The 18925-nt window shown below is 71.2% G+C and carries 20 protein-coding genes, 1 tRNA gene, 2 pseudogenes and 1 riboswitch; of the genes and pseudogenes, 4 read left to right on the forward strand and 19 right to left on the reverse strand.

Going from position 1 to position 18925, the window contains the following annotated elements:
• Positions 1-4: 4 nt before the first annotated feature.
• From EDD90_RS04955 to EDD90_RS56785, 11 genes and pseudogenes are all read right to left on the reverse strand, one after another.
• Entirely contained in the window at positions 5-1132 is a 1128-nt protein-coding gene (locus EDD90_RS04955) for an LLM class flavin-dependent oxidoreductase (protein ID WP_123971928.1), read from the reverse strand.
• Positions 1125-2207 (reverse strand): LLM class flavin-dependent oxidoreductase, encoded by a 1083-nt coding sequence (locus EDD90_RS04960; RefSeq protein ID WP_123971929.1) that lies wholly within the window; start codon positions 2205-2207, stop codon positions 1125-1127. Before EDD90_RS04960 ends, EDD90_RS04955 begins: the two co-directional genes overlap by 8 nt.
• Positions 2204-3577 carry an NtaA/DmoA family FMN-dependent monooxygenase gene (locus EDD90_RS04965; protein WP_123971930.1) on the reverse strand — a complete coding sequence of 458 codons (1374 nt, stop codon included), beginning with the start codon at positions 3575-3577 and terminating at the stop codon, positions 2204-2206. The genes EDD90_RS04960 and EDD90_RS04965 overlap by 4 nt, the downstream gene beginning before the upstream one ends.
• A 22-nt stretch (positions 3578-3599) precedes the next feature.
• A complete protein-coding gene (locus tag EDD90_RS04970) occupies positions 3600-4814 on the reverse strand; it encodes an LLM class flavin-dependent oxidoreductase (protein WP_123971931.1) in 1215 nt (404 codons plus the stop codon).
• Between the two features lie 68 nt (positions 4815-4882).
• On the reverse strand, positions 4883-4969 hold the full coding sequence (locus EDD90_RS58510) for a putative leader peptide (RefSeq protein WP_311737268.1): 87 nt from the start codon (positions 4967-4969) through the stop codon (positions 4883-4885).
• Positions 4970-5166: 197 nt separating this feature from the next.
• Positions 5167-5925 (reverse strand): annotated as a pseudogene (locus EDD90_RS04975) (GNAT family N-acetyltransferase); the annotation flags it as partial.
• A gap of 90 nt (positions 5926-6015) precedes the next feature.
• Positions 6016-7041: an ABC transporter substrate-binding protein gene (locus tag EDD90_RS04980; RefSeq protein WP_123971933.1), complete on the reverse strand. Its 1026-nt coding sequence runs from the start codon at positions 7039-7041 to the stop codon at positions 6016-6018.
• A gap of 99 nt (positions 7042-7140) precedes the next feature.
• Entirely contained in the window at positions 7141-7929 is a 789-nt protein-coding gene (locus EDD90_RS04985) for an amino acid ABC transporter ATP-binding protein (RefSeq protein ID WP_123971934.1), read from the reverse strand.
• Positions 7926-8906: an amino acid ABC transporter permease gene (locus EDD90_RS04990; RefSeq protein WP_123971935.1), complete on the reverse strand. Its 981-nt coding sequence runs from the start codon at positions 8904-8906 to the stop codon at positions 7926-7928. Before EDD90_RS04990 ends, EDD90_RS04985 begins: the two co-directional genes overlap by 4 nt.
• A 389-nt stretch (positions 8907-9295) precedes the next feature.
• Positions 9296-9407: riboswitch (SAM riboswitch) on the reverse strand.
• Positions 9408-9483: 76 nt separating this feature from the next.
• Positions 9484-10347: a glutathione S-transferase C-terminal domain-containing protein gene (locus EDD90_RS04995; RefSeq protein WP_123971936.1), complete on the reverse strand. Its 864-nt coding sequence runs from the start codon at positions 10345-10347 to the stop codon at positions 9484-9486.
• A 92-nt stretch (positions 10348-10439) separates the two neighbouring features.
• The gene (locus EDD90_RS56785) at positions 10440-10571 is read right to left on the reverse strand and encodes a putative leader peptide (RefSeq protein WP_260327641.1); all 132 of its coding nucleotides are present in this window, start codon (positions 10569-10571) and stop codon (positions 10440-10442) included.
• A 160-nt stretch (positions 10572-10731) separates the two neighbouring features.
• Here EDD90_RS56785 and EDD90_RS05000 point away from each other — a divergent pair, with 160 nt between their 5' ends.
• Both EDD90_RS05000 and EDD90_RS05005 read left to right on the forward strand, forming a co-directional pair.
• Positions 10732-10989 carry a hypothetical protein gene (locus EDD90_RS05000; protein ID WP_123971937.1) on the forward strand — a complete coding sequence of 86 codons (258 nt, stop codon included), beginning with the start codon at positions 10732-10734 and terminating at the stop codon, positions 10987-10989.
• 194 nt (positions 10990-11183) lie between these two features.
• Positions 11184-11993, forward strand: a complete 810-nt coding sequence (locus tag EDD90_RS05005) for a hypothetical protein (RefSeq protein ID WP_123971938.1) — start codon at positions 11184-11186, stop codon at positions 11991-11993.
• A 6-nt stretch (positions 11994-11999) separates the two neighbouring features.
• Here EDD90_RS05005 and EDD90_RS05010 read toward each other — a convergent pair whose 3' ends face one another.
• The 5 genes and pseudogenes from EDD90_RS05010 to EDD90_RS05025 form a co-directional block, all read right to left on the reverse strand.
• Positions 12000-12341, reverse strand: coding sequence for a DUF2218 domain-containing protein (locus tag EDD90_RS05010; protein WP_123971939.1), 342 nt, complete (start codon positions 12339-12341; stop codon positions 12000-12002).
• Between the two features lie 36 nt (positions 12342-12377).
• Positions 12378-12572 carry a hypothetical protein gene (locus EDD90_RS56790; RefSeq protein WP_260327642.1) on the reverse strand — a complete coding sequence of 65 codons (195 nt, stop codon included), beginning with the start codon at positions 12570-12572 and terminating at the stop codon, positions 12378-12380.
• Between the two features lie 34 nt (positions 12573-12606).
• Positions 12607-13026 (reverse strand): annotated as a pseudogene (locus EDD90_RS58850) (multicopper oxidase domain-containing protein); the annotation flags it as partial.
• Positions 13027-13415: 389 nt separating this feature from the next.
• Positions 13416-13489: transfer RNA gene (locus EDD90_RS05020), tRNA-Pro, on the reverse strand.
• A gap of 45 nt (positions 13490-13534) precedes the next feature.
• Positions 13535-14962 (reverse strand): MFS transporter, encoded by a 1428-nt coding sequence (locus tag EDD90_RS05025; protein WP_123971940.1) that lies wholly within the window; start codon positions 14960-14962, stop codon positions 13535-13537.
• Between the two features lie 208 nt (positions 14963-15170).
• Here EDD90_RS05025 and EDD90_RS05030 point away from each other — a divergent pair, with 208 nt between their 5' ends.
• Positions 15171-15749 carry a TetR/AcrR family transcriptional regulator gene (locus EDD90_RS05030; RefSeq protein WP_123971941.1) on the forward strand — a complete coding sequence of 193 codons (579 nt, stop codon included), beginning with the start codon at positions 15171-15173 and terminating at the stop codon, positions 15747-15749.
• 94 nt (positions 15750-15843) lie between these two features.
• On the opposite strand, the gene EDD90_RS05035 is transcribed toward EDD90_RS05030, so the two are convergent.
• The 3 genes from EDD90_RS05035 to EDD90_RS05045 form a co-directional block, all read right to left on the reverse strand.
• Positions 15844-16920: a maleylacetate reductase gene (locus tag EDD90_RS05035; protein WP_123971942.1), complete on the reverse strand. Its 1077-nt coding sequence runs from the start codon at positions 16918-16920 to the stop codon at positions 15844-15846.
• The gene (locus tag EDD90_RS05040; protein WP_123971943.1) at positions 16917-17774 is read right to left on the reverse strand and encodes a dioxygenase; all 858 of its coding nucleotides are present in this window, start codon (positions 17772-17774) and stop codon (positions 16917-16919) included. Before EDD90_RS05040 ends, EDD90_RS05035 begins: the two co-directional genes overlap by 4 nt.
• 143 nt (positions 17775-17917) lie before the next feature.
• Positions 17918-18430 carry a hypothetical protein gene (locus EDD90_RS05045; protein WP_123980898.1) on the reverse strand — a complete coding sequence of 171 codons (513 nt, stop codon included), beginning with the start codon at positions 18428-18430 and terminating at the stop codon, positions 17918-17920.
• Between the two features lie 130 nt (positions 18431-18560).
• On the opposite strand from EDD90_RS05045, the gene EDD90_RS05050 reads away from it, so the two are divergent.
• Complete coding sequence (locus EDD90_RS05050; protein WP_123971944.1) at positions 18561-18908, forward strand: cupin domain-containing protein; 348 nt, start codon at positions 18561-18563, stop codon at positions 18906-18908.
• The last annotated feature ends 17 nt before the right edge of the window (positions 18909-18925 follow it).

Raw genomic sequence — 18925 nt, forward strand, 5'->3', positions numbered from 1 at the left:
GAGGTCAGCGCCGCGCCCACTCCTCGGCGAGGAGTTCGTACGAACGGACGCGGTCGTGTTGGCCGTGGGTGATCGTCGTGATGAGCAACTCGTCGGCGCCGGTGGCCTCCTGGAGCTGTTCCAGCCGGTCGGCGACCTGCTGCGGGGTGCCGACGAACTGAGTGTCAAGGCGGTCCTGGACGAGTTCGCGGTCCTCGGCCGTCCAGACGTGGGCGCGGGCCTCCTCGGGGGTGGGGAAGGGGATGGCGCCCTCGGCCGTGCGGATGCTGCGGACCCAGGGGCCGTAGCCGGTGGCGAGTTCGCGGGCGGTGGCCTCGTCCTCGGCGACCACGACATCCGCGGAGACGCTGACGTACGGCTTGTCGAGGTGGTCGGAGGGCTGGAAGAAGGACCGGTAGCCGTCCACCGCCTCCAGGACGGTGGCCGGGCTGACGTGGTAGTTGGCGGCGAAGCGCAGGCCCCGGACGCCCGCGGCCTCGGCGCTCTCGCCGCCGCTGCTGCCCAGGATCCACAGCTCGACGTCGGCTCCCTCCCCGGGCACGACATGGGCCTCGACGCCGTCCTCGGTGCGGTAGGTGCCGGCGAGCAGCGCGAGGATGTCGTCGATCTGCTCGGCGTACTCCTGGGACTCGGCGTTCGGGAGCAGGAGCAGTCTGCGCTGCAGCGCGATGCGCGGTGAGCCGAGGAGGCGGGCGAAGGAGAAGCGGGGCGGGATCAGCAGGCCGTTCGGTGCCCGGCCGTCGACCACGGGGGTCGCCGTCGCCGCCGAGGGCGTCTTCGCCCCCGGCGGACGGCCGCCGGAGCGGCCCAGGCCCAGGTCGAGGCGGCCCGGATGCAGGGCGTCGACCAGGCCGAACTCCTCGACCGTGGACAGCGCGGTGCGGTGGCCGAGTTGTACGGCGCCGGAGCCGAGCCGGATGGTGGAGGTCGCGGCCGCGGTCAGCGCGAGGACGACCGCGGGGGACGTGCCGGCGACGCCCGGGTTGAGGTGGTGCTCGGCGAACCAGTAGCGGGCGTAGCCGAACTCCTCGGCCCGCCGGGCGAGTTCGATGGAGTTGCGCAGGGCGTCGGCGGCGGTGGCGCCGCTCGGTATCGGCACCAGGTCGAGGACGCCGAGGGGGATGTCAGACATGCGCGGGCTCCTCGGCGGCCCGCAGCACGGGGGCCCAGGCGAACGGCGGGTCCGGGATCTCCGCGCGGAGCACGGGCGCGACCGCTGACTGGAACAGCTCCAGGGAGTCGCGGTGCCGGGCATCCGTCAGTCCGCCAGCGTCCGCATGCAGATGCAGGACGGTGTGCCCGAACTGCTCGTGGTAGCGGTGGACCTTGTCGACGACCTGCTGCGGGCTGCCGATCAGGGCCGAGCTGCGCTCGACGAAGTCCTCGACCGTCTCGAAGACCACCGGCAGACCGGCCTTCTTCTGGAACGCGAGGTTGCTCTCGAAGATCGGCCGGTACACCTCCAGCGCCTCCTGCGAGGTCGGCGTCACGTAGAGGCCCGCCGTGCCCGCGCCGACGGCGATGTCCGCCGGGTCGTGGCCGTAGTGCTCCCAGCGTTCGCGGTAGTACCGGATCAACTCGGCGTACGGCTCTATGGGGTTGGTGACGTTGGCGGAGAACAGCGGGTCGCCGTAGCGGGCGGCGAGGTCCACGGACTCCTTGCTGGTCGCGCTGCCGTGCCAGACCCGGACCGGCCGCTGGTAGGGGCGCGGCCAGACCTCTGCGTCCGTCAGCTCCGGCCGGAACCGGGTCCGTGCCGTCACCCTGTCCTCGCGCCAGAGCCGCCGGAACACCTCGTAGCTCTCGGCGTTGCGGTCCCACTGGTCCTCGGGGGTGACGTGGAACAGCTCGCGCTGGGCGGTGCCGTTGCCCTTGCCGATGATCAGGTCCAGCCGGCCGTCGGAGAGGTGGTCGAGGGTCGCGTAGTCCTCGTAGGCACGGACCGGGTCGAGCAGGCTGAGCGTGGTGACGGCGGTGAAGAGGCGGATGCGCCGGGTCAGGGCGGCGACATGGCTGAGGACGACGGTCGGGGAGGAGGAGATGAACGGCCGCTCGTGCCGCTCCCCCACCCCGAAGCCGTCGAAGCCCAGCTCCTCGGCGAGCACGGCGTTGTCGAGCACTTCCCGGAACCGGTCGTGGGTCGGCTTCCGGACGCCGGTGAGCGGATCCGGGCGGTGCACGATCAGAGTGATCGCCAGGAACTTCATGACGCGGCCCGTTCGCTGCGCTTCTCGTCGGGGTGGGCGAGGCCGAGATGGCCGCGGAGGGTGGTGCCTTCGTACTCGGTGCGGAACACACCCTGCTCCTGGAGCAGCGGTACGACCGTGTCGGCGAAGGCGTCGAGGCCGCCGGGGGTGATGTGCGGGACCAGGATGAAGCCGTCGGCGACGTCCGCCTGAACGAAGTCGTTGATCGTCCTGGCCACCGTGGCCGGGGAGCCGACGAAGGTCTGCCGGTTGCCGGTGTTGATCACCAGGTCGCGGATGGACCACTTGTTGGCCTCGGCCAGCCCCCGCCACTCCCGGGCGATGGCGACGGGGTCGCGGTACATCCTGACCTGGGCCCGGCCCCGGGAGATGTGCTCCTCGGCCACCAGCGGATCGACGTCCGGCAGCGGGCCTTCCGGGTCGTAGGCCGACAGGTCCCGGTTCCAGACGAACTCCAGGTGCTTGAGGGCCGTCGCGCCGCTGACCTGCTGCCGGCGCACCTGGTGGGCGATCTCCTCCGCCTCCTCGTCGGTGTCGCCGAGGACGAAGCTGGCGGCGGGCAGGATCAGCAGGTCGCCGGGCGCCCGGCCGTACTTGGCGAGGCGGGACTTCACGTCCGTGTAGAAGGCCTGGCCGGCGTCGAGGGTGGCGTACCGGCTGAAGATCGCGTCGGCACTGGAGGCGGCGAACTCGCGGCCCTCGTCGGACTCGCCGGCCTGGAAGATCACCGGGCGGCCCTGCGGCGAGCGCGGCACGTTGAACTGGCCGTGGATGTCGAACTGGTCGCCCTTGTGCACGAAGGAGCCGGCCCCGGCGTCCCGCAGGAAGGTGCCGGTGGCCTGGTCGGCGAGGATCTCGTCGCCGTGCCAGGAGTCGAAGAGCTCGTTCGCGGTGGTGAGGAACTCCTTGGCGCGGGAGTAGCGCTCCTCCTGCGGCAGGAAGCCGCCGCGCCGGAAGTTCTCGCCGGTGAAGGCGTCCCAGGAGGTGACCACGTTCCAGGCGGCCCGGCCGGCGGAGAGGTGGTCGAGGCTGGCGAACTGACGGGCCACCTCGTAGGGCTCGTTGAAGGTGGAGTTGATGGTGCCGGTCAGGCCGAGGTGCTCGGTGACGGCGGCCAGCGCGGCGAGGACGGTGAAGGTGTCGGGGCGGCCGACGACGTCCAAGTCGTATATTTTCCCGCCCTGTTCGCGCAGCCGCAGGCCCTCGGCGAGGAACAGGAAGTCGAACTTGGCGCGTTCGGCGGTCCTCGCGAAGTGCGCGAAGGAGCTGAACTCGATGTGGCTGCCGGCGGCCGGGTCGCTCCACACCGTGGTGTTGTTGACACCCGGGAAGTGCGCGGCCAGGTGGATCTGCTTCAGCGGCTTGCTCATGACGGTGTGCGGTCCTTCCGGCTCAGGCGAGGGCGGCGGCGTAGCGGTTGGCGGGGCGGGAGAGCCCGAGGAGTCCGCGCAGGGTGTCAGCCTCGTAGGCGGTCCGGAAGCGGCCGCGGCGCTGGAGTTCGGGGACCACGTCCTGGGTGATGCGCGGCAGGTCGTGGCCGAGGACGGCGGGCCGCAGCCGGAAGCCGGACAGCCCCTCCGCCGCGAACTCCGCCAGGAGGTCTGCGAGTTGGCCGGCCGTGCCGGTGAAGATCCGGGCGTCGCTGGTCAGCGCGCCGCCGTCGAGGGCGTCGAGACGGTCCTTGCGGGCGGCGGCCGTGGCCGGGTCGTCGTCGAGGAAGACCACGAGGTCGCCGAAGACATGCACGGTGTCGCCGGCCCGTCCGGCGGCCTCCTGTTCGGCGCGGATCTCGGCGACGATCGCGCGGGCGTCGGCGGTGTCGTGCGGGGTGACGTAGCCGACGTCGGCCTGGCGGGCGATCAGCCGGTAGGGGACGGTCTGGTGGCCGAGGGCGGTGACGAGCGGCTGCCCCTGCGGCGGGCGCGGGGTGATGGAGGGGCCCTTGACGCTGAACTTGCCGCCCTCGAAGTCGATGTAGTGCAGCTTGTCGCGGTCGATGAAGCGCCCGGTCGCCGCGTCCCGGATCTCGGCGTCGTCCTCCCAGCTGTCCCAGAGGCGGCGCACGGCCTCGATGTGGTCGGCGGCCTCGTCGAAGTGCTCGGCGAGCCGTTCCTGGCCGGCCGGGGTGCGCAGTTCCGTCAGGGAGATCGGCGGGAACGTGCGCCGGCCGAAGTGGTCCGCCTCGTGCGGACGGGCGGAGATCTGCACCCGGACCCCGGCGCGGCCGGTGCTGACGTAGTCGAGTGTGGCGATCGCCTTGGAGATGTGGAACGGCTCCGTGTGGGTGGCGATGACCGTCGGCACCAGGCCTATGTGACTGGACAGGGGTGCGATGCGGGAGGCGATCAGGACGGCGTCCAGGCGGCCGCGGACCTGGTCGGTGCGGCCGTCCAGCTCGCCGTAGTGCGAGGACTGCAGGCCGAGGCCGTCCTCGATGGTGACGAAGTCGAGGAGCCCCCGCTCGGCCTCGGCGACCAGGTCGGCCCAGTATCCGGCGGTGAACAGCTCACGGGGGCGGGCGACCGGCTCGCGCCAGGAGGCGGGGTGCCAGCCGGTGCCGTCGAGGGCGACGGCGAGGTGCAGGGGAGAAGGGGGTGCTGAGGACACGGAGGTGCCTTCCTGAAGATCCGTACGTGGGCACGCCGACCGGGGAGGGCGCGGCTGGGGGTACCGGGTCAGGCACTACAGAGCGCGCCGGCCACGCGCTGGAGGTCGATATGGGGCCGGGAGTGGAGGCGGGCGGAGCGGAGTACACGTGTCATGTGCCGTGCCTCCGCCCGGTCGTCTTCTGCCGTCGACGGGTTCAACGGCACGGCTGTTCCGTTTCTTCCGGGGCGGCGGCCGCGGTGGGCTTTTGCCGGCCGGTGGTTGCGACGGGCTCTTGCCGGACGGTGGTTGCGACGGGTTCTCGCGGGACGGTGGTTGCGACGGGCTCTCGCGGGACGGTGGTTGCGACGGGCTCTCGCGGGACGGTGGTTCCGGTGTGCCGTACGAGCGCGAAGACCGTGCGGCGGCGCAGGGTGAAGCCGATCGACTCGTACAGCCGGATCGCGTCGGCGTTGTCGGCCCTGGCGTGCAGGAAGGGCTGCTCGCCGCGCTCCTTGATGCCGGCCGCGACCGCGCGGACGAGGCGGGTTGCCAGCCCCCGGCCGCGGTGGCCGGGGTCGGTGCACACGGCGCTGATCTCGGTCCAGCCGGGCGGGTGCAGCCGTTCCCCGGCCAGGGCGATCAGCCTGCCGCGGTGCCGGATACCCAGGTAGGTACCCATGTCGATGGTGCGCGGCAGATAGGGGCCGGGCTCGGTGCGGGCGACCAGGTCGAGGATCTCGGGCACGTCCTCGGGGCCGAGTCGTACGGCTTCGGGGTCGGGCTCGGCGCGCAGGCCGGTGCCGACGAGTTGGACGCCGTTGCCGATGCGGAGGATCTCCCAGCCGTCGGGTGCTTCGGTCACGCCCCGCAGCGCGGCGGTGCCGCCGGGGCCGACGAGGGATGCCAGGTCGGCCCAGGCCCGGAGGTCGCCGGCGTCGGCGACCGCGTGGAAGCGGGCCACGTCGGCGGGGTAGCGGGCGGCCATGCCGACCCTCCCCCGGCCTTCGGCCGGGGGGACCCCCATCTCGCTTCGCTCGGCCAGGTGGGCGTGCGGGCCGGTGAGGGCGGCCCAGGCGGGGTTGTCGAGGACGTGGGAGGAGGAGGGGGCTTCGATGCGGGTGACGGACATCGGTGACGGTCTCCGGGGTGCGGCGCTGCGGTGTACCGCGCTCGGGGACCCTGCCGCGGGGCAGCGGCGGGATCCCCTGCGCACGGCGGGTCAGGAGTTGTCTAGCGGCAGCCCGGGCGGGTTGACCTCGGACTTGGCGACAGCCTCGTTGGAGAGGTTGTACGCCTTGAGCCACTCGGCGTACTGACCGTTCTTGATCAGATAGTTGATGGCGTCCGCAAGGGGCTTGGCGAGGCCGCTGTCCTTCTTCGCGGTGGCCGCGATCAGGCCCTGGAGGCTCGCACCCGCGCCGGAGTAGGTGCCCGCGGTGCGGGTGGCGTTGGGCGTGTTCGCGGTCTGGCGGTTGTGGTAGGCGAAGCCGGGGTTGGGGCCGAAGGAGGCGTCGACCTTGCCGCTGGACACGGCCAGGTAGGTGCTGTTGCTGTCCTGGAAGTACTTGACGTTGAGCTTCTTGCCCTCCTTGGCGAGCTTCGCCTTCCACTCCAGGAGGATCTTCTCCTGGTTGGTGCCGGAGCCGACGGCGATCGTCTTGCCGGCGAGGTTCTCGTAGTTGCCGTCGAAGTTCCAGGTGCTCTTCTTCGGCACGAGGAAGGCGAGGTTGTCCTGCCGGTAGGACGCGAACTCGTACTTCTTCTTGCGCTCCTCGGTGTCGGTGACGTTGGAGAAGGCCACGTCGACCTTGCCGCTGTCGATGCCGACGAAGAGGTTCTCCCAGGTGGAGTTCTGGACCTCGGGCTCGAGTCCGAGGACCGCGGCGACCAGTCGGCCGAGGTCGGGCTCGGAGCCGGTGAGGGTCTTCTGGTCGCTGCCGGTGAAGGCCAGCGGCGGGAAGCCGGCGGGCAGGGCGCCGATGCCGATCTCCAGCTTGCCGCTCTTCCTGACGGCGGCGGGCAGTTCGGCGCTGATGGACTTGACCTCGGAGACCTTGATGGTGGTCTGGGTGGCGGCGCCGTTGGACACCTGGCCGACGACGACCTCGCCGGACTTGGCGGTGCCGGTGGTGGTGGCCGCGTCGCTGTTGCCACCGCAGGCGGCGAGCCCGGTGGCGAGGGAGGCGACGGCGGTCGCCGCGGTGATGCCTCTGATCAGGCTGCGTCGGGTGAAGTGGGTAGACATGGCCGTTCCTTGTCGGTGCCGGTGATGAGGGTGAGGGCGTGGGGGGAAGTCGAGGGGTGCGGCCGGAGGCCGGAGCGCCTTGCGTCACAGGACCTTGATTCAGAGGACCTTGCTGAGGAAGTCCCTGGTCCGCTCGTGCTGTGGCTTGTCGAGGACCTCGGAGGGCGGGCCCTGTTCGACGATCCTGCCGCCGTCGATGAAGACGACCCGGTCGGCGATCTCGCGGGCGAAGCCGATCTCGTGGGTGACGATGACGAGCGTGGTGCCGCTGGTGGCCAGGTCCTTGATGACGGAGAGGACTTCGCCGACGAGCTCGGGGTCCAGGGCGGAGGTGGGCTCGTCGAAGAGGATGACGCCGGGGCGCAGGGCGAGGGCGCGGGCGATGGCGACACGCTGCTGCTGGCCGCCGGACAGCTGGCGGGGGTAGGCGCCGACGCGTTCGCCGAGGCCGACGCGTTCGAGGAGTTCCTTGGCCAGTGCCTGGGCTTCGGGCTTGGTCAGCTTTCCGGTGGCGACGGGGGCCGCGGCCACGTTGTCCAGCGCGGTCAGGTGCGGGAAGAGGTTGAAGTTCTGGAAGACGAAGCCGATCCGGCCGCGCTGGGCCAGGATGGCGCGCTCGCTCAGCTCCTTGAGCCTCTCGCCCTGCCGCTTCACCCCGATCAGCTCGTCGTTGATGCTGACATAGCCGATCTCGGGCTTCTCCAGGTGGTTGATGACCCTGAGGAGAGTGGACTTGCCGGAGCCGGACGGGCCGATGACGACGGTGACCTCGCCGGGGCGGATGGTCAGGTCGACGCCGTCGAGGACGCGGTGGGCGCCGTACCACTTGTGGACGTCGTGGATCTCCAGGGCGGCGGGGGCCGTCCCCAGGGTGTCGATGGTGCTCATACGGCGGCCTCCCGGCGGATGCGGGCGCGCAGGTCGGTGAGGCCGGCCCGCAGTTTCTGCAGGGGCGTCGGCGGCAGGGAGCGGGTGGCGCCCCGGGCGTAGTAGCGCTCGACGTAGAACTGGATCACCGAGACGACGCTGGTGAGGATCAGGTACCAGGCGGTGACCACCAGCAGCAGCGGCACGATGTCGCCGGGGTAGGTGGAGCCCATGCTCTGCGCGGTGCCGAAGAGGTCGAGCAGCGAGACGTAGAAGACCAGCGAGGTGCTCTTGATCAGACCGATGAGCTGGTTGACGTAGTTCGGGATGATCGACCTGAGGGCCTGCGGGAAGACTATCTTCCGGAACTGGTAGCCCTTGGGCAGGCCGAGCGCGGCGGCCGCCTCGTGCTGGCCCTGGTCCACGGAGAGGATGCCGCCGCGGACCACCTCGGCCGCGTAGGCCGCCTCGTTGAGGCTGAGGCCGATGACGGCGATGACCATGTCGGTGGCGAGCTTCGACTCGTCGAAGGAGAAGAAGGCCGGGCCGAACGGGACACCGACGCTCAACGTCCTGTACAGGGCGCTGAAGTTGTAGAGGAAGAGCAGCACCACGATGAGCGGGATGGAGCGCAGCGCCCAGACGTACGTCCAGCTGACCGCGCGCAGCACCGGGCTCTTCGAGAGCCGGGCCAGGGCCAGCAGGATGCCGCCGAGGAGGCCCAGCACCGCGCTGTAGGCGGTGACTTCGAGGGTGATGACCAGTCCGTCGAGGATGGTCGGCCGCAGGAACCAGTAGCCCCAGCGGTCCCACTGGTAGAAGGGGTTGGTCACCAGTCCGTGCACGAACTGGGCGGCCAGTACCAGGACGACGGCGGTGGCGATCCACCGTCCCGGTCTGCGCAGCGGGGTGACCCGCTGTGCTGCGAGGGGTTTTGACGGTTTGTCAGTGGGAGGTGTCTCGGGGGCGGCGATGGTGGCGCCTGGGGGTTCACTCATGGCGGGCTCCGGCGGAGTCGGACACCCCGGATCCCACGGCCGGTGACGCGGCACCGGACCGTGTTCGGGCACGGCTCGGTGCTGCGGGGGCGCGCGGGACACGGGGGCTGGGCGGACGGCGTCACACCGGACGGCCGGTGTCTGGGTCAGGAACGCTGAGACGCGAAGCTGCGGGTGCTGGGCGAAAAGGCCTGGTCAGACCCGACAGCGGGCACAGCCCGGTGCGGTACACGCGCTACACAGGGCACTGTTGACGCGGAGCAGGTCGACGGCACGGTCGGCGACCAGCGGGCTCGGGTACGGCTGTACGCAGCCCTGGGGGCGGCGCCGGGCCGTCCTGGGAGCTGCGTACATGTCCGCCACCTGTCACTGTCGGGATGGCCCGAAGGGCCTCGCGCTTACCGAACGTCGTCATCCGGTCGGGTCGTCACCTGGGGCACCCCACCGCGAAGCGAGGGTTGCCGGTCAGCAAGCCAGGGCTTGATGCTGACGCTCTTGACCGTTCTGGCCGTAAGTAAGTCATCCGCCCGAACGAATGTCAACGGCTGTCCGGTTGGTGGAACGGTTCGGGCCGCTCTCACCTGCGGGAAGTGTCCGCCGCATGCCCTGTCCAGTCCAGGATCTGGACGGCCGCGCCGGCGGCTTCCAGGCCCTGGCAACGGCCCTGGTGGCGGCGGGAGATGCCGTCGAGGTCGAGGTGGACACCGAAGGCGGGGTGCGCGGCCAGCCGCCGGGCGTAGGCCCACAGCGCGGAATGGTCGGCGATGCGGTGCACGGCGGAGGCGTCCAGGTGGTTGCGGTGCACGGTGTCGAGTTGCACCAGCGCGACCCACAACTCCACGTCAGCGGCGGTGAGTTGACCGCCCACCAGGAACTCCACGCCGGTCAGCCGGCGCTCCAGCTCGTCGAGCGTGGTGAGCAGGACGTCGAGCGCCGCCGGGTCGCCGCCCTCGCGGCCGGCGCGCTGCGCCGCCTGCTCGATGCCCTGCGAGCACAGCCGCTCGACGGCCTCGATCTCCGCTTCGGCGCCGCACGGATAGATCCGGGTGACGCCGTCGCCGAAGTGACGGTCCAGGTCGCGCAGGATGTCGCGGCCGTGGGTGCTGACGATCCGCCCGGACCAGTCGTCGCTGAGCACGGGCGCGAGGGCCGGCCCGGAGTAGCGGTGGGCGCTCGCCTCGTACAGCGGGCGCAGAGCCGCGTGACTGCCGTCGGGACAGTCGGGGACGGCGGGCAGGAAGGTGACCGGACAACAGTCGTCCAGGGCCAGGAGGCTGTGGCCGACGGCGATGCGGAGCCCGTCGGGGCAGGCGGTGGCGAGGTGGAGCCGGTAGCGGCGCGGCACTGCGTAGTGGCCGCTGCGCGCGTCCTGGCCGATGCGTCCCCGGAAGGCCGGGGCGGTACGGACGGACGGGATGGCGGCGAGCGGAGTGATGGACATGCGTCTCCCCGGGTGCGGGCGCGCGGACGTACGCGCGGCGGAAGCGTTCGTCGGTGGGTGGGCGCTCGGCCCGTACGGCTGAGGGCGGGCGCTCAGCCTCTGCGGCTGATGGCGCTGCAGACACGGAGCAGATCGATGTGCAGGCGGGAGGTGAGCAGGGGGGCCGGGCAGGACGTACGGCTCTCACGGCGCTGTCTGCCGGTGACCGTCCGCAGGCGACCCATCTTTCCCTACCTTTTCACTAGGATTCCCATCTGGAGTGTCGATCGGCCTCCGCCCGGCGTCAAGAGGGCGTCCACGCCTGGGACACCCGGCGCCGACTTGCCGTCTGCCGGGCGGGGCTGTCCGCTGGAGGCGCAGGCCGAGCGACAGGAGCCGGATCCGATGACCGAGCCCCCGGGTCCCGGGCCGGTGCCCGGTGCCGTGCCCGAGACCTTCGTGTTCGCCTGCGGGAGCTGCGGCAAGGTCTGGGAGGCCGTCTTCCAGGCGGTCTTCTTCACCGACCCGATCGCCGACCCGGACCTGCAGAGCACCCTGGAGTACGTCGACGAGGCGGGCCGGGCCGTACGGTCGCCGCTCGCCGACGCGGTGTGCCCGCGCTGCGGCAGCCGCAGGGTACGGATCACGGCTCCCGGTTCATGACGCTCACGGGCCCCGGTCACCGCCTCACCGCCTCACCGCCTCACCGCCTCACCGCCTCACCCGAATGACACGTGCGGGTGGTCGGCGGTCGTGCCGGATGGTGGCGTGGAGGGACGTACCGACGTTCTCTCGTGGCGGGACGCGCCAGCGCCTTCCCCGGAGTGACGTACCGCGTTCCCGAGGAGGCAGTCGCGATGACCCGTCCGTCCCGACCCGCGCGTGTTCTCGCCTCGGCCCTGGCGGCGGGGACCCTGCTCGCCACGGCGGCCTGTGCGGACGAGAGCGGCACCCCCGAAGCCTCGACCGTCTCACCGGCCGCCGAGCGCTCCCCCGCCCCGTCCGCGACCCCCGCCCTCACGGGGGCGGGCGCGCAGGCCGCGCTGATCACGCCGGCCGACATCGAGGACGACTGGCAACTGGCCAACGACGCCGCCACCTGGCGCAACACGATGCTGGTCGGCAAGGTCGACGTGGCGCAGTTCCTCACCGCCAAGGCCGATGCCGCCGACTGCCAGCGGCTGCTCGACGGGCTCTACTCCGACAGCCTCCTCGGCCGTACCACCGGAGCCTCGGGCCTGCGCGGGTTCACCTCGGAGGACTCCCGGCTGCTGTACCAGGTCGGTGACTACGGCTCGGCCAACCTGAACGCCACACTGGACTGGCTGAAGTCCCTGCCGGAGAAGTGCAACCAGTTCACCGCGACCGCCGCCGACGGCAGCCCGCGCACCGTGCAGGTCGTCGAGTACAAGGAGCCGCCGAAGGTGGGCGACGCGCTGGCGGCGCTCACGGTCACCGTCCAGGGCACCTCGAACGGGCAGCCCGCCAAGACCACCCTGGACGTCACGGTGTTCCGCGTCGGCGCCTCCGGGGCCGCGGTCACCAACGGCGGCCTGTCCGGCGTCGATCACGACAGCACCGTGCTGGCCCTGCAGAACGGCGCACAGCGCCTCAAGGACGTCCTGTCCGGCAAGACCCCGGCACCCCTGCCGAGCCAGTTCGACTGACTCCGACTAGTGGGGCATCGGGTCCTCGGCGTTGCGCTGGGTGGTGCCCGGGTCGCCGTTGTCGCGGTGCCATTCGACGAGGAGTTCGTCGCGGGCGCCGAAGCGCACCAGGTGCCGGCCGACGACAGCCTCCAGGAGGTCGAGGTGCTCGGCGTCCGCCTCCACCGCGAGCAGCAGCGCGCCCTCGCCGGCGGTGAGGGTGCCGGTGCCGCCGTTGTCGAAGGCGATGGTGCCGAGGCCGCTCTCCTCGTCCCAGCTGGTCCGTGCACGGCGGCCGAGGTGTGAGGCGAGTTGCTTGGCGTAACGGGCGGGGCGGTCGGTGGTGACGCGGGCTTCGGAGCGGGCCATCCTGGACTCCCGGTGTGCGGGCCTACGTTGACGGACTCACGCTACGTCCGGTCCTGCGGCTCTCCCCCACGTACGCCGGTCCCGCCCGGCTGTCTGTCGATCTGCAGCACGTGTCTTGATCTCGTCGCGGACGATCTGGAAGTCCTTGAGCGCGAGGACGTGTTCGGTGGTGTGGCGCAGCTCGGGCGGCAGGTACTTGTCCAGTCCGTCCACGACGATGATGCCGGACATCCCGCCGCCGGTCTGGGCCGCGGAGAGCGTGCGGGTGGTACCAGTAGATGCCGGGTTCGAGGCTCCAGGGGAATTGGTAGGCGTAGTGGTACGTCTGGCCCGGGGAGATGCTCAGGAAGATGTCGTCCGAACTCCCCGACGGCGAGACGTGCATTCCGTGCACATGGAGGTTCGTCTGCTTGTCCAGCCGGTTCTCGAATATGATCTCCATTCGGCCTCCGGGTTTGATGCGCAGGGTGGACGGCATGAACCGACCGTTGTAGGTCAGGGCCCACAGCCGCCGGCCCGCGAGTTCGACCTTCTTCCGCTCGACGACGACATGCGTCTTCAGCAGTCCGTTCTCGCTCACCAGTTGCTCCGGGTCCCGCAGTGCGGCCGTGGCCGGGCCGGTGAGGGCCGATGACGGGGAGACCGCGGCCGACCTGGACGACGCCGGCGACGCGTGGACGTGCACATCGTCCTGCGCACTGCCGCCTCAACCCGACGCCAGGACGAGCGCGGCGAGGGAGGATCCGGTCGCGGACCGCCTCCGTGCGAAGCGCGAATGCATCCCGGTCTCCCTTTCGCCGGCGTTCCGTGTCCGACGGAAATTCCGGATCTTCGGTCGCCATCATGCACCGGAGTCGGCCGCGCCGAAATCAGCGACCCACGGAGGAGAGAGAAAGGACGTCTTCCCGCGATATCCGGGGCACCCGGGCGAATTCAGGGAGTGCTCGCGGAGAATCGGTGCTCCGCCGCCATTCGACGTGCTCCCGCAGCCATTGGCGCGACCGGAGCGGAAAAGAGTCAGGGGGTCATCCCGGAATCCTCCGGAATGACCCCCTGACCTGCGACTTTCACAAGTCGGGACGACAGGATTTGAACCTGCGACCCCTTGACCCCCAGTCAAGTGCGCTACCAAGCTGCGCCACGTCCCGCTGCGGAGTCACGCGGTGGTTTCCGCGTGATCACGCAGGTCAACACTACCGCACGCGCGCGGGTGCCGGTGCCGACGGCTCCGTGACCGGGCCGGTGACGCGGGTCGCGCGGCGGACCGGGACGAGGAGCGCGGCGCCGGCGGCGGTCAGGCAGAACAGGGTGAGCAGGGCCCAGGCGTGGGTGTAGCCGGAGGCGTACGGCAGTCCGGAGGGCTGGAGCCGGCCGGTGACCAGGACGCTGGTGAGCGCGGCGCCGATGGAGCCGCCGATGGTGCGGATGTTGGCGTTCATACCGGTCGCGGCACCGGTCTGCTCGGGCGGGACGCTGCCGACGATGAGGTTGGCCATCGAGGCGAAGGCGAGGCCGATACCGAGGCCGAACAGGCCCGCGACGACGCCGATCTGCCACCGCTCGTCGTGCCAGAGGGTGAGGAAGCCGCAGGCCAGCGCGCCGAGTGCGGCGCCCGCGGTGAGCTGCGCCTTGGCGCCGACGCGGGGTTCGAGGCGGCCGCCGAGGATGCCCGAGCCGAACATGGCGATGAGCATCGGCAGCATGAGCAGGCCGGACTCGGTGACGGTGGCGCCGAAGCCGTAGCCTGCCGAGCCGGGAGTCTGGACGAAGCCGGGGAGGAAGGACCAGATCGCGTACATGCCGGCGCCGAAGAGCAGGGCGGCCGCGTTGGTGGTCCAGACGGACGGCAGCCGCATCACGCGCAGGTCGATCAGCGGGGTGGCGGAGCGGGACTCGGTCAGCAGCCAGACGGCGAACAGGACGACGGCGGTGGCGAACAGGCCGAGCACCTTGGCCGAGCCCCAGCCCCATCGTCCGGCCTGGCTCAGCGGCAGCAGCAGTGCCACCAGCCAGGCGGAGAGCAGCCCGGCACCGAGCCAACTGACGCTGCCCTCGGCCCTCTTGGGCGACTCGGGGACGTAGCGGGCGGCGATGACGACGGTCGCGGCGACCACGGCGACCGGGATCCAGAACAGCCAGCGGTAGTCGAGCGCCGAGACGATCGGACCGGCGGCCACGATGCCGACACCACCGCCGGCCGCGATCACCGCGGAGAGGTTGCTGATGCTGCCGCTGACCTCGGCCGGGGCGAACTCGTCCCGGATGATGCCGAAGGAGAGCGGGAACAGGGCGCCGCCGACGCCCTGGACCACCCGGGCGACGATCAGCACGCCGATGTTCGGCGCGAGCGCGGCGAGGAGACAGCCGGCCAGGACGGTCACCAGGACGGCGACGAGGGTGCGTTTCTTGCCGATCAGGTCACCGGCGCGGCCGAGTATCGGGGTGAAGACCGAGGCGGACAGCAGATAGGCCGTCATCACCCAGGTCGCGGTGGACTGCGAGGTGTGCAGGGCGTGCTGGACCGTCGGCAGGGCCGGCGCGACCAGTGACTGGAGCATGGAGAACACGCCGGCACCGGTCGCGAGGACCGCGAAGGTGAGGCGGGTGGACTTCCGGGGCATGAAGGAGCCTCTCCGGCATCGGAACGGAGGGAGATGAGAGATGTCCGGGTGCGTGCGGGAGGGCCGGTACCGGGCCGCGTCCGGCCATGGCGTCGCCGCTCCGCACTGCTAAAGTGGAGGTACTCCTCCACTCTACTGGAGGCAAGCCTCCGCTTCAACCGAAGTTGAGGAATCCCTCCGGTTCATCTCTGTCGCACGGGAGGCAGCAATGACGGACACCACGTTCCCCGTCAGTGAGATCGTCGCGTCCCGGCGGCCGCACCGTAAGGACGCGGCCCGCAACTACGACGCGCTGATCGCGGCCGCCCGCGAGGCATTCGCCGAGCACGGCGCGGACGCCTCCCTGGAGGACGTCGCCCGCCGCGCGGGGGTCGGGATCGGCACCCTGTACCGGAACTTCCCCACCCGCCGCGATCTCTTCGAGAGCGTCTACGCGGACGAGGTCAACGCGCTGTGCCGGGCGGCCGTGGAACTGTCCGAACGTGAGCCGTGGGAGGCGCTGACGTCCTGGCTGGACCGCTTCACCGGCTACATGGTCACCAAGCGGGCGGTGCGGGAGGCGCTCAACGACGAGTCGGAGATCTTCTCGGCCTGCCGGGACTCGATGTACGCGGCCGGCGGCCCGCTCCTGGAAAGAGCCCAGAAGGCGGGCGTGGTCCGCACCGACATGGAGATCGGCGACCTGCTGCGGATGGTCTCCGGAATCACGGCGACAGCTTTCGAGGACGACGCCCAGCGCGACCGGGTGATGGGCATCGCCCTGGACGGCGTACGAACGCTGCGGTAAGCGCCCCCTCAGGGGCGCGGGGCTGGTCTCGGCCTGCGGCTCCGGCGCGTGGGCGCGACCAGCCCCCGCCGGCCCGCAGGTCACCACTCACCGTTCATCCCCTCTCCCGAACCTCTCTCCCTTCGTACGCGGCCCGAAGCACCCTCAACGCATCCCCGGTCGTCACCGGCCTGGGATTCGCATACGCCTGCCCCGCGACCTGCCCCGCGGCCACCGCCAAGTCGGCCTCCTTCAGGCCGAGTTCGGCCAGCGACCGGGGTGCGCCGAGACAACCCGCCAGCTCCTGCAAGGCGCCGGGCGCGTCGTCCGCCCCCAGTGCACGCGCCACCGTCGCCGCCGCCTCCGGAACAGCCACCGCGTTGAAGGCAAGCACATACGGCAGCACGACCGTGTGGGTCTCGGCGTGCGGAAGCCCGAACGTGCCGCCGAGGACATGGCACAGCTTGTGGTGCAGGCCCATGGTGGTGGCGCCGAGGCAGGCCCCGCACAGCCAGGCGCCGTACAGGGCGCGGGAGCGGGCCGGTACCGAGTCCGGGGCGGCGGCGACCTCGGGGAGTGCCCCGGCCATCGCGCGTACGCCCTCCTCGGCCATCAGCGCGACCAGCGGCGAGCCGTCGGGGGCGTACAGCGCCTCGACGGCGTGGGCGAGGGCGTTGATCCCGCTGGTCACCGAGAGCGGGACGGGCAGGGAGAGGGTGAGCTCGGGGTCGTAGACGACACTGCGCGGCAGGACGACGGGGTCGCGGCCGGTGCGTTTGGCGCCGTGCTCGGTCAGGCCCCAGACCGGGGTCATCTCGGAGCCCGCGTAGGTCGAGGGCACGGCGATCAGCGGGAGGCCGGTGCGCAGGGCGATCGCCTTGCCGAGGCCGATGGCCGAGCCGCCGCCGACGGCCACACAGCCGTCGGCGCCCGCCGCCCGGGCCGCCTCCACGCCCCGGTCGGCGACCTCCACGGGGACGTGCATCCGGGCCCCGGTGTGCAGGCCCGCGCAGGCCGGGCCGAGCGAGTCGGCGACCGCCCGGGCGGTGTCCGCGCCCCGCTCGCCGCTGAGCACCAGCAGCCGCCGCAGACCCAGGTGCCGGGCCTCCTCGGCGGTCGCGGTGAGCGCGGCACCGGGCCGGAAGACGACCCGGGCGGGCCTCGTCTCGTAAACGAAATCGAAGGGGTTCACGACCGCTCCAGTACGAGGTCGAAGCGGGCGTGCCGGAACGGGTTCGGCACGCCGAACTCCCTGGCCAGGGACGGTTCGTCGGTCGGGGTGAAGTCCTTCACCAGGCTTTCCTTCACCGCGAAGACCGCGTCGGAGTCCAGGTATTCGCCGCCGGCGACGAAGATGTGCGTGGTGACCGGCGTGTGTCCCTCGGCCGAGACGATGAAGTGGATGTGGGCGGGGCGGTAGGGATGCCGTCCGGTGGCCTTCAGCAGGGTGCCCACCGGACCGTCGGTGGGGATCGGGTAGGCGCTGGGCACGCAGGTACGGAACCGGAAGCGGCCTTCGTCGTCCGCCGTGAACAGGCCGCGGCCGTTTCCGGGAGGCTGCACGTCGGGCTGCTGGACGTCGTAGAAGCCGTGCGGGTCGGCCTGCCAGACGTCCAGGACCGCGCCGGGCAGCGGGGTGCCGTCGGCGGAGCGGACGACACCGGTGACCACACAGGGCTCGCCGTCGCCGACCAGGTCGATGGTGTCGCCGAGAGCACGGACCGGGGACTCGGTCATATGGAAGGGGCCGAGTACCGTCGACTCCGTACGGTCCGGCTCGCTCTGCCCGTTGACCGTCTCGACCAGCATCGACAGGCCCAGCACGTCGGAGAGCAGGATGAACTCCTGCCGGGTGTCGGTGCAGGTCTGTCCGGTCGCGGTGAGGAACGCGATCGCGGCCTCCCACTCGCGCTGCGTCAGCCGGGTCTCGCTCGCGAACGCGTGCAGATGGCGGATCAGCGCGGTGAGCAGTTCGCGCAGCCGGGGGTCGTCGGTGCCGTGGAGGCTGTCGACGGCCTGCGCGGTGACCGCGTCTTCGGTTGTCATGCCGGCTCCTTGCCCGGAGGAACAGTGACCTTGAGTGATCGTAAACCCGTTTACCGTTCAATGAACCGGATCCGGACCCGGGCCCGGAACCGTGTCCGGAACCGGACCCCGGCGCGGGTCTGGAACCGTGTCCGGACCCGTGTCTACTTGATGAGCGCGTTGGCCACCACCACGATCACCCCGAGCATCGCGTCCACCATGCCGATCAGGACGGCGGCGAGCCAACTCCGCGCCGACCAGCGGGCGGTGACGATGCCGAGGCCGAACAGGATCACGATGTTCAGGACGAACGCCGGGTACTCGACGCCCTTCGGCGGCCACCAGCCCCAGCCGGCGCCCGCCAGCAGGAACACCGTGGGCAGGACGGCCACGACCAGCGGCCACTCGTCGGCCAGGGTGCGCAGCACGTCCCAGCGCCGGTGCGGGGCGCGTTCGGCGATGTAGTGGGCGTAGCCGTGGGCCAGGGCGGACGCGCAGGCGGTGACCACGAGCCAGACGGCGTCGTAGCGGCGGCTGGCGGCGGAGGTGTGGCCGTACTGGGTGAGGGCGGCGACCATCGAGCAGGCCAGCACGGCGCCGTAGACCCCGCCGAACAGGACGGCCTCGCGGGTGTCGTGCGCGCGGGGCTGGGCGACGGTCGCCGTGGAGTCGGCCATGCCCTCCACGATCACCTGGACCCGGTCCGCCCGCCACTCCGCGCGGCCCGACGAAGTGTCCTCCCACCAGGCCCGATGCCCCACACCCTGTACACATCCCGGCGGCCGTCGGGCTCGCTAGGGTCGCCGTATGACGACGCACAGCTTCGCTCTCCACATCCCCGACGCCGAGCTCGAACCCGACCCGCTCGACCCGGCGCAGATCGTCTCCGGAACGCCCGAGGTCACCGGCAAGGTGGTCTGGGAGTCGGCCGACGGGAAGCAGATCCGCGGGATCTGGCAGATCACGCCGGGGGTGGTCACCGACACCGAGGCGGACGAGCTGTTCGTGGTGGTCAGCGGCTCGGCGACGATCGAGGTCGAGGGCGGGGCGACGTTCGGTGTGGGCCCCGGGGACATGGCCGTGCTGCGCGCGGGCGACCGTACGACGTGGACGGTGCACGAGACGCTGCGCAAGGCGTACTCGATCAATCTGTGAGAACCGGTCCCTCAGCG

Origin of the sequence: Streptomyces sp. Ag109_O5-1 (genome assembly GCF_003814875.1) — a bacterium.
Taxonomy (GTDB): domain Bacteria; phylum Actinomycetota; class Actinomycetes; order Streptomycetales; family Streptomycetaceae; genus Streptomyces; species Streptomyces sasae.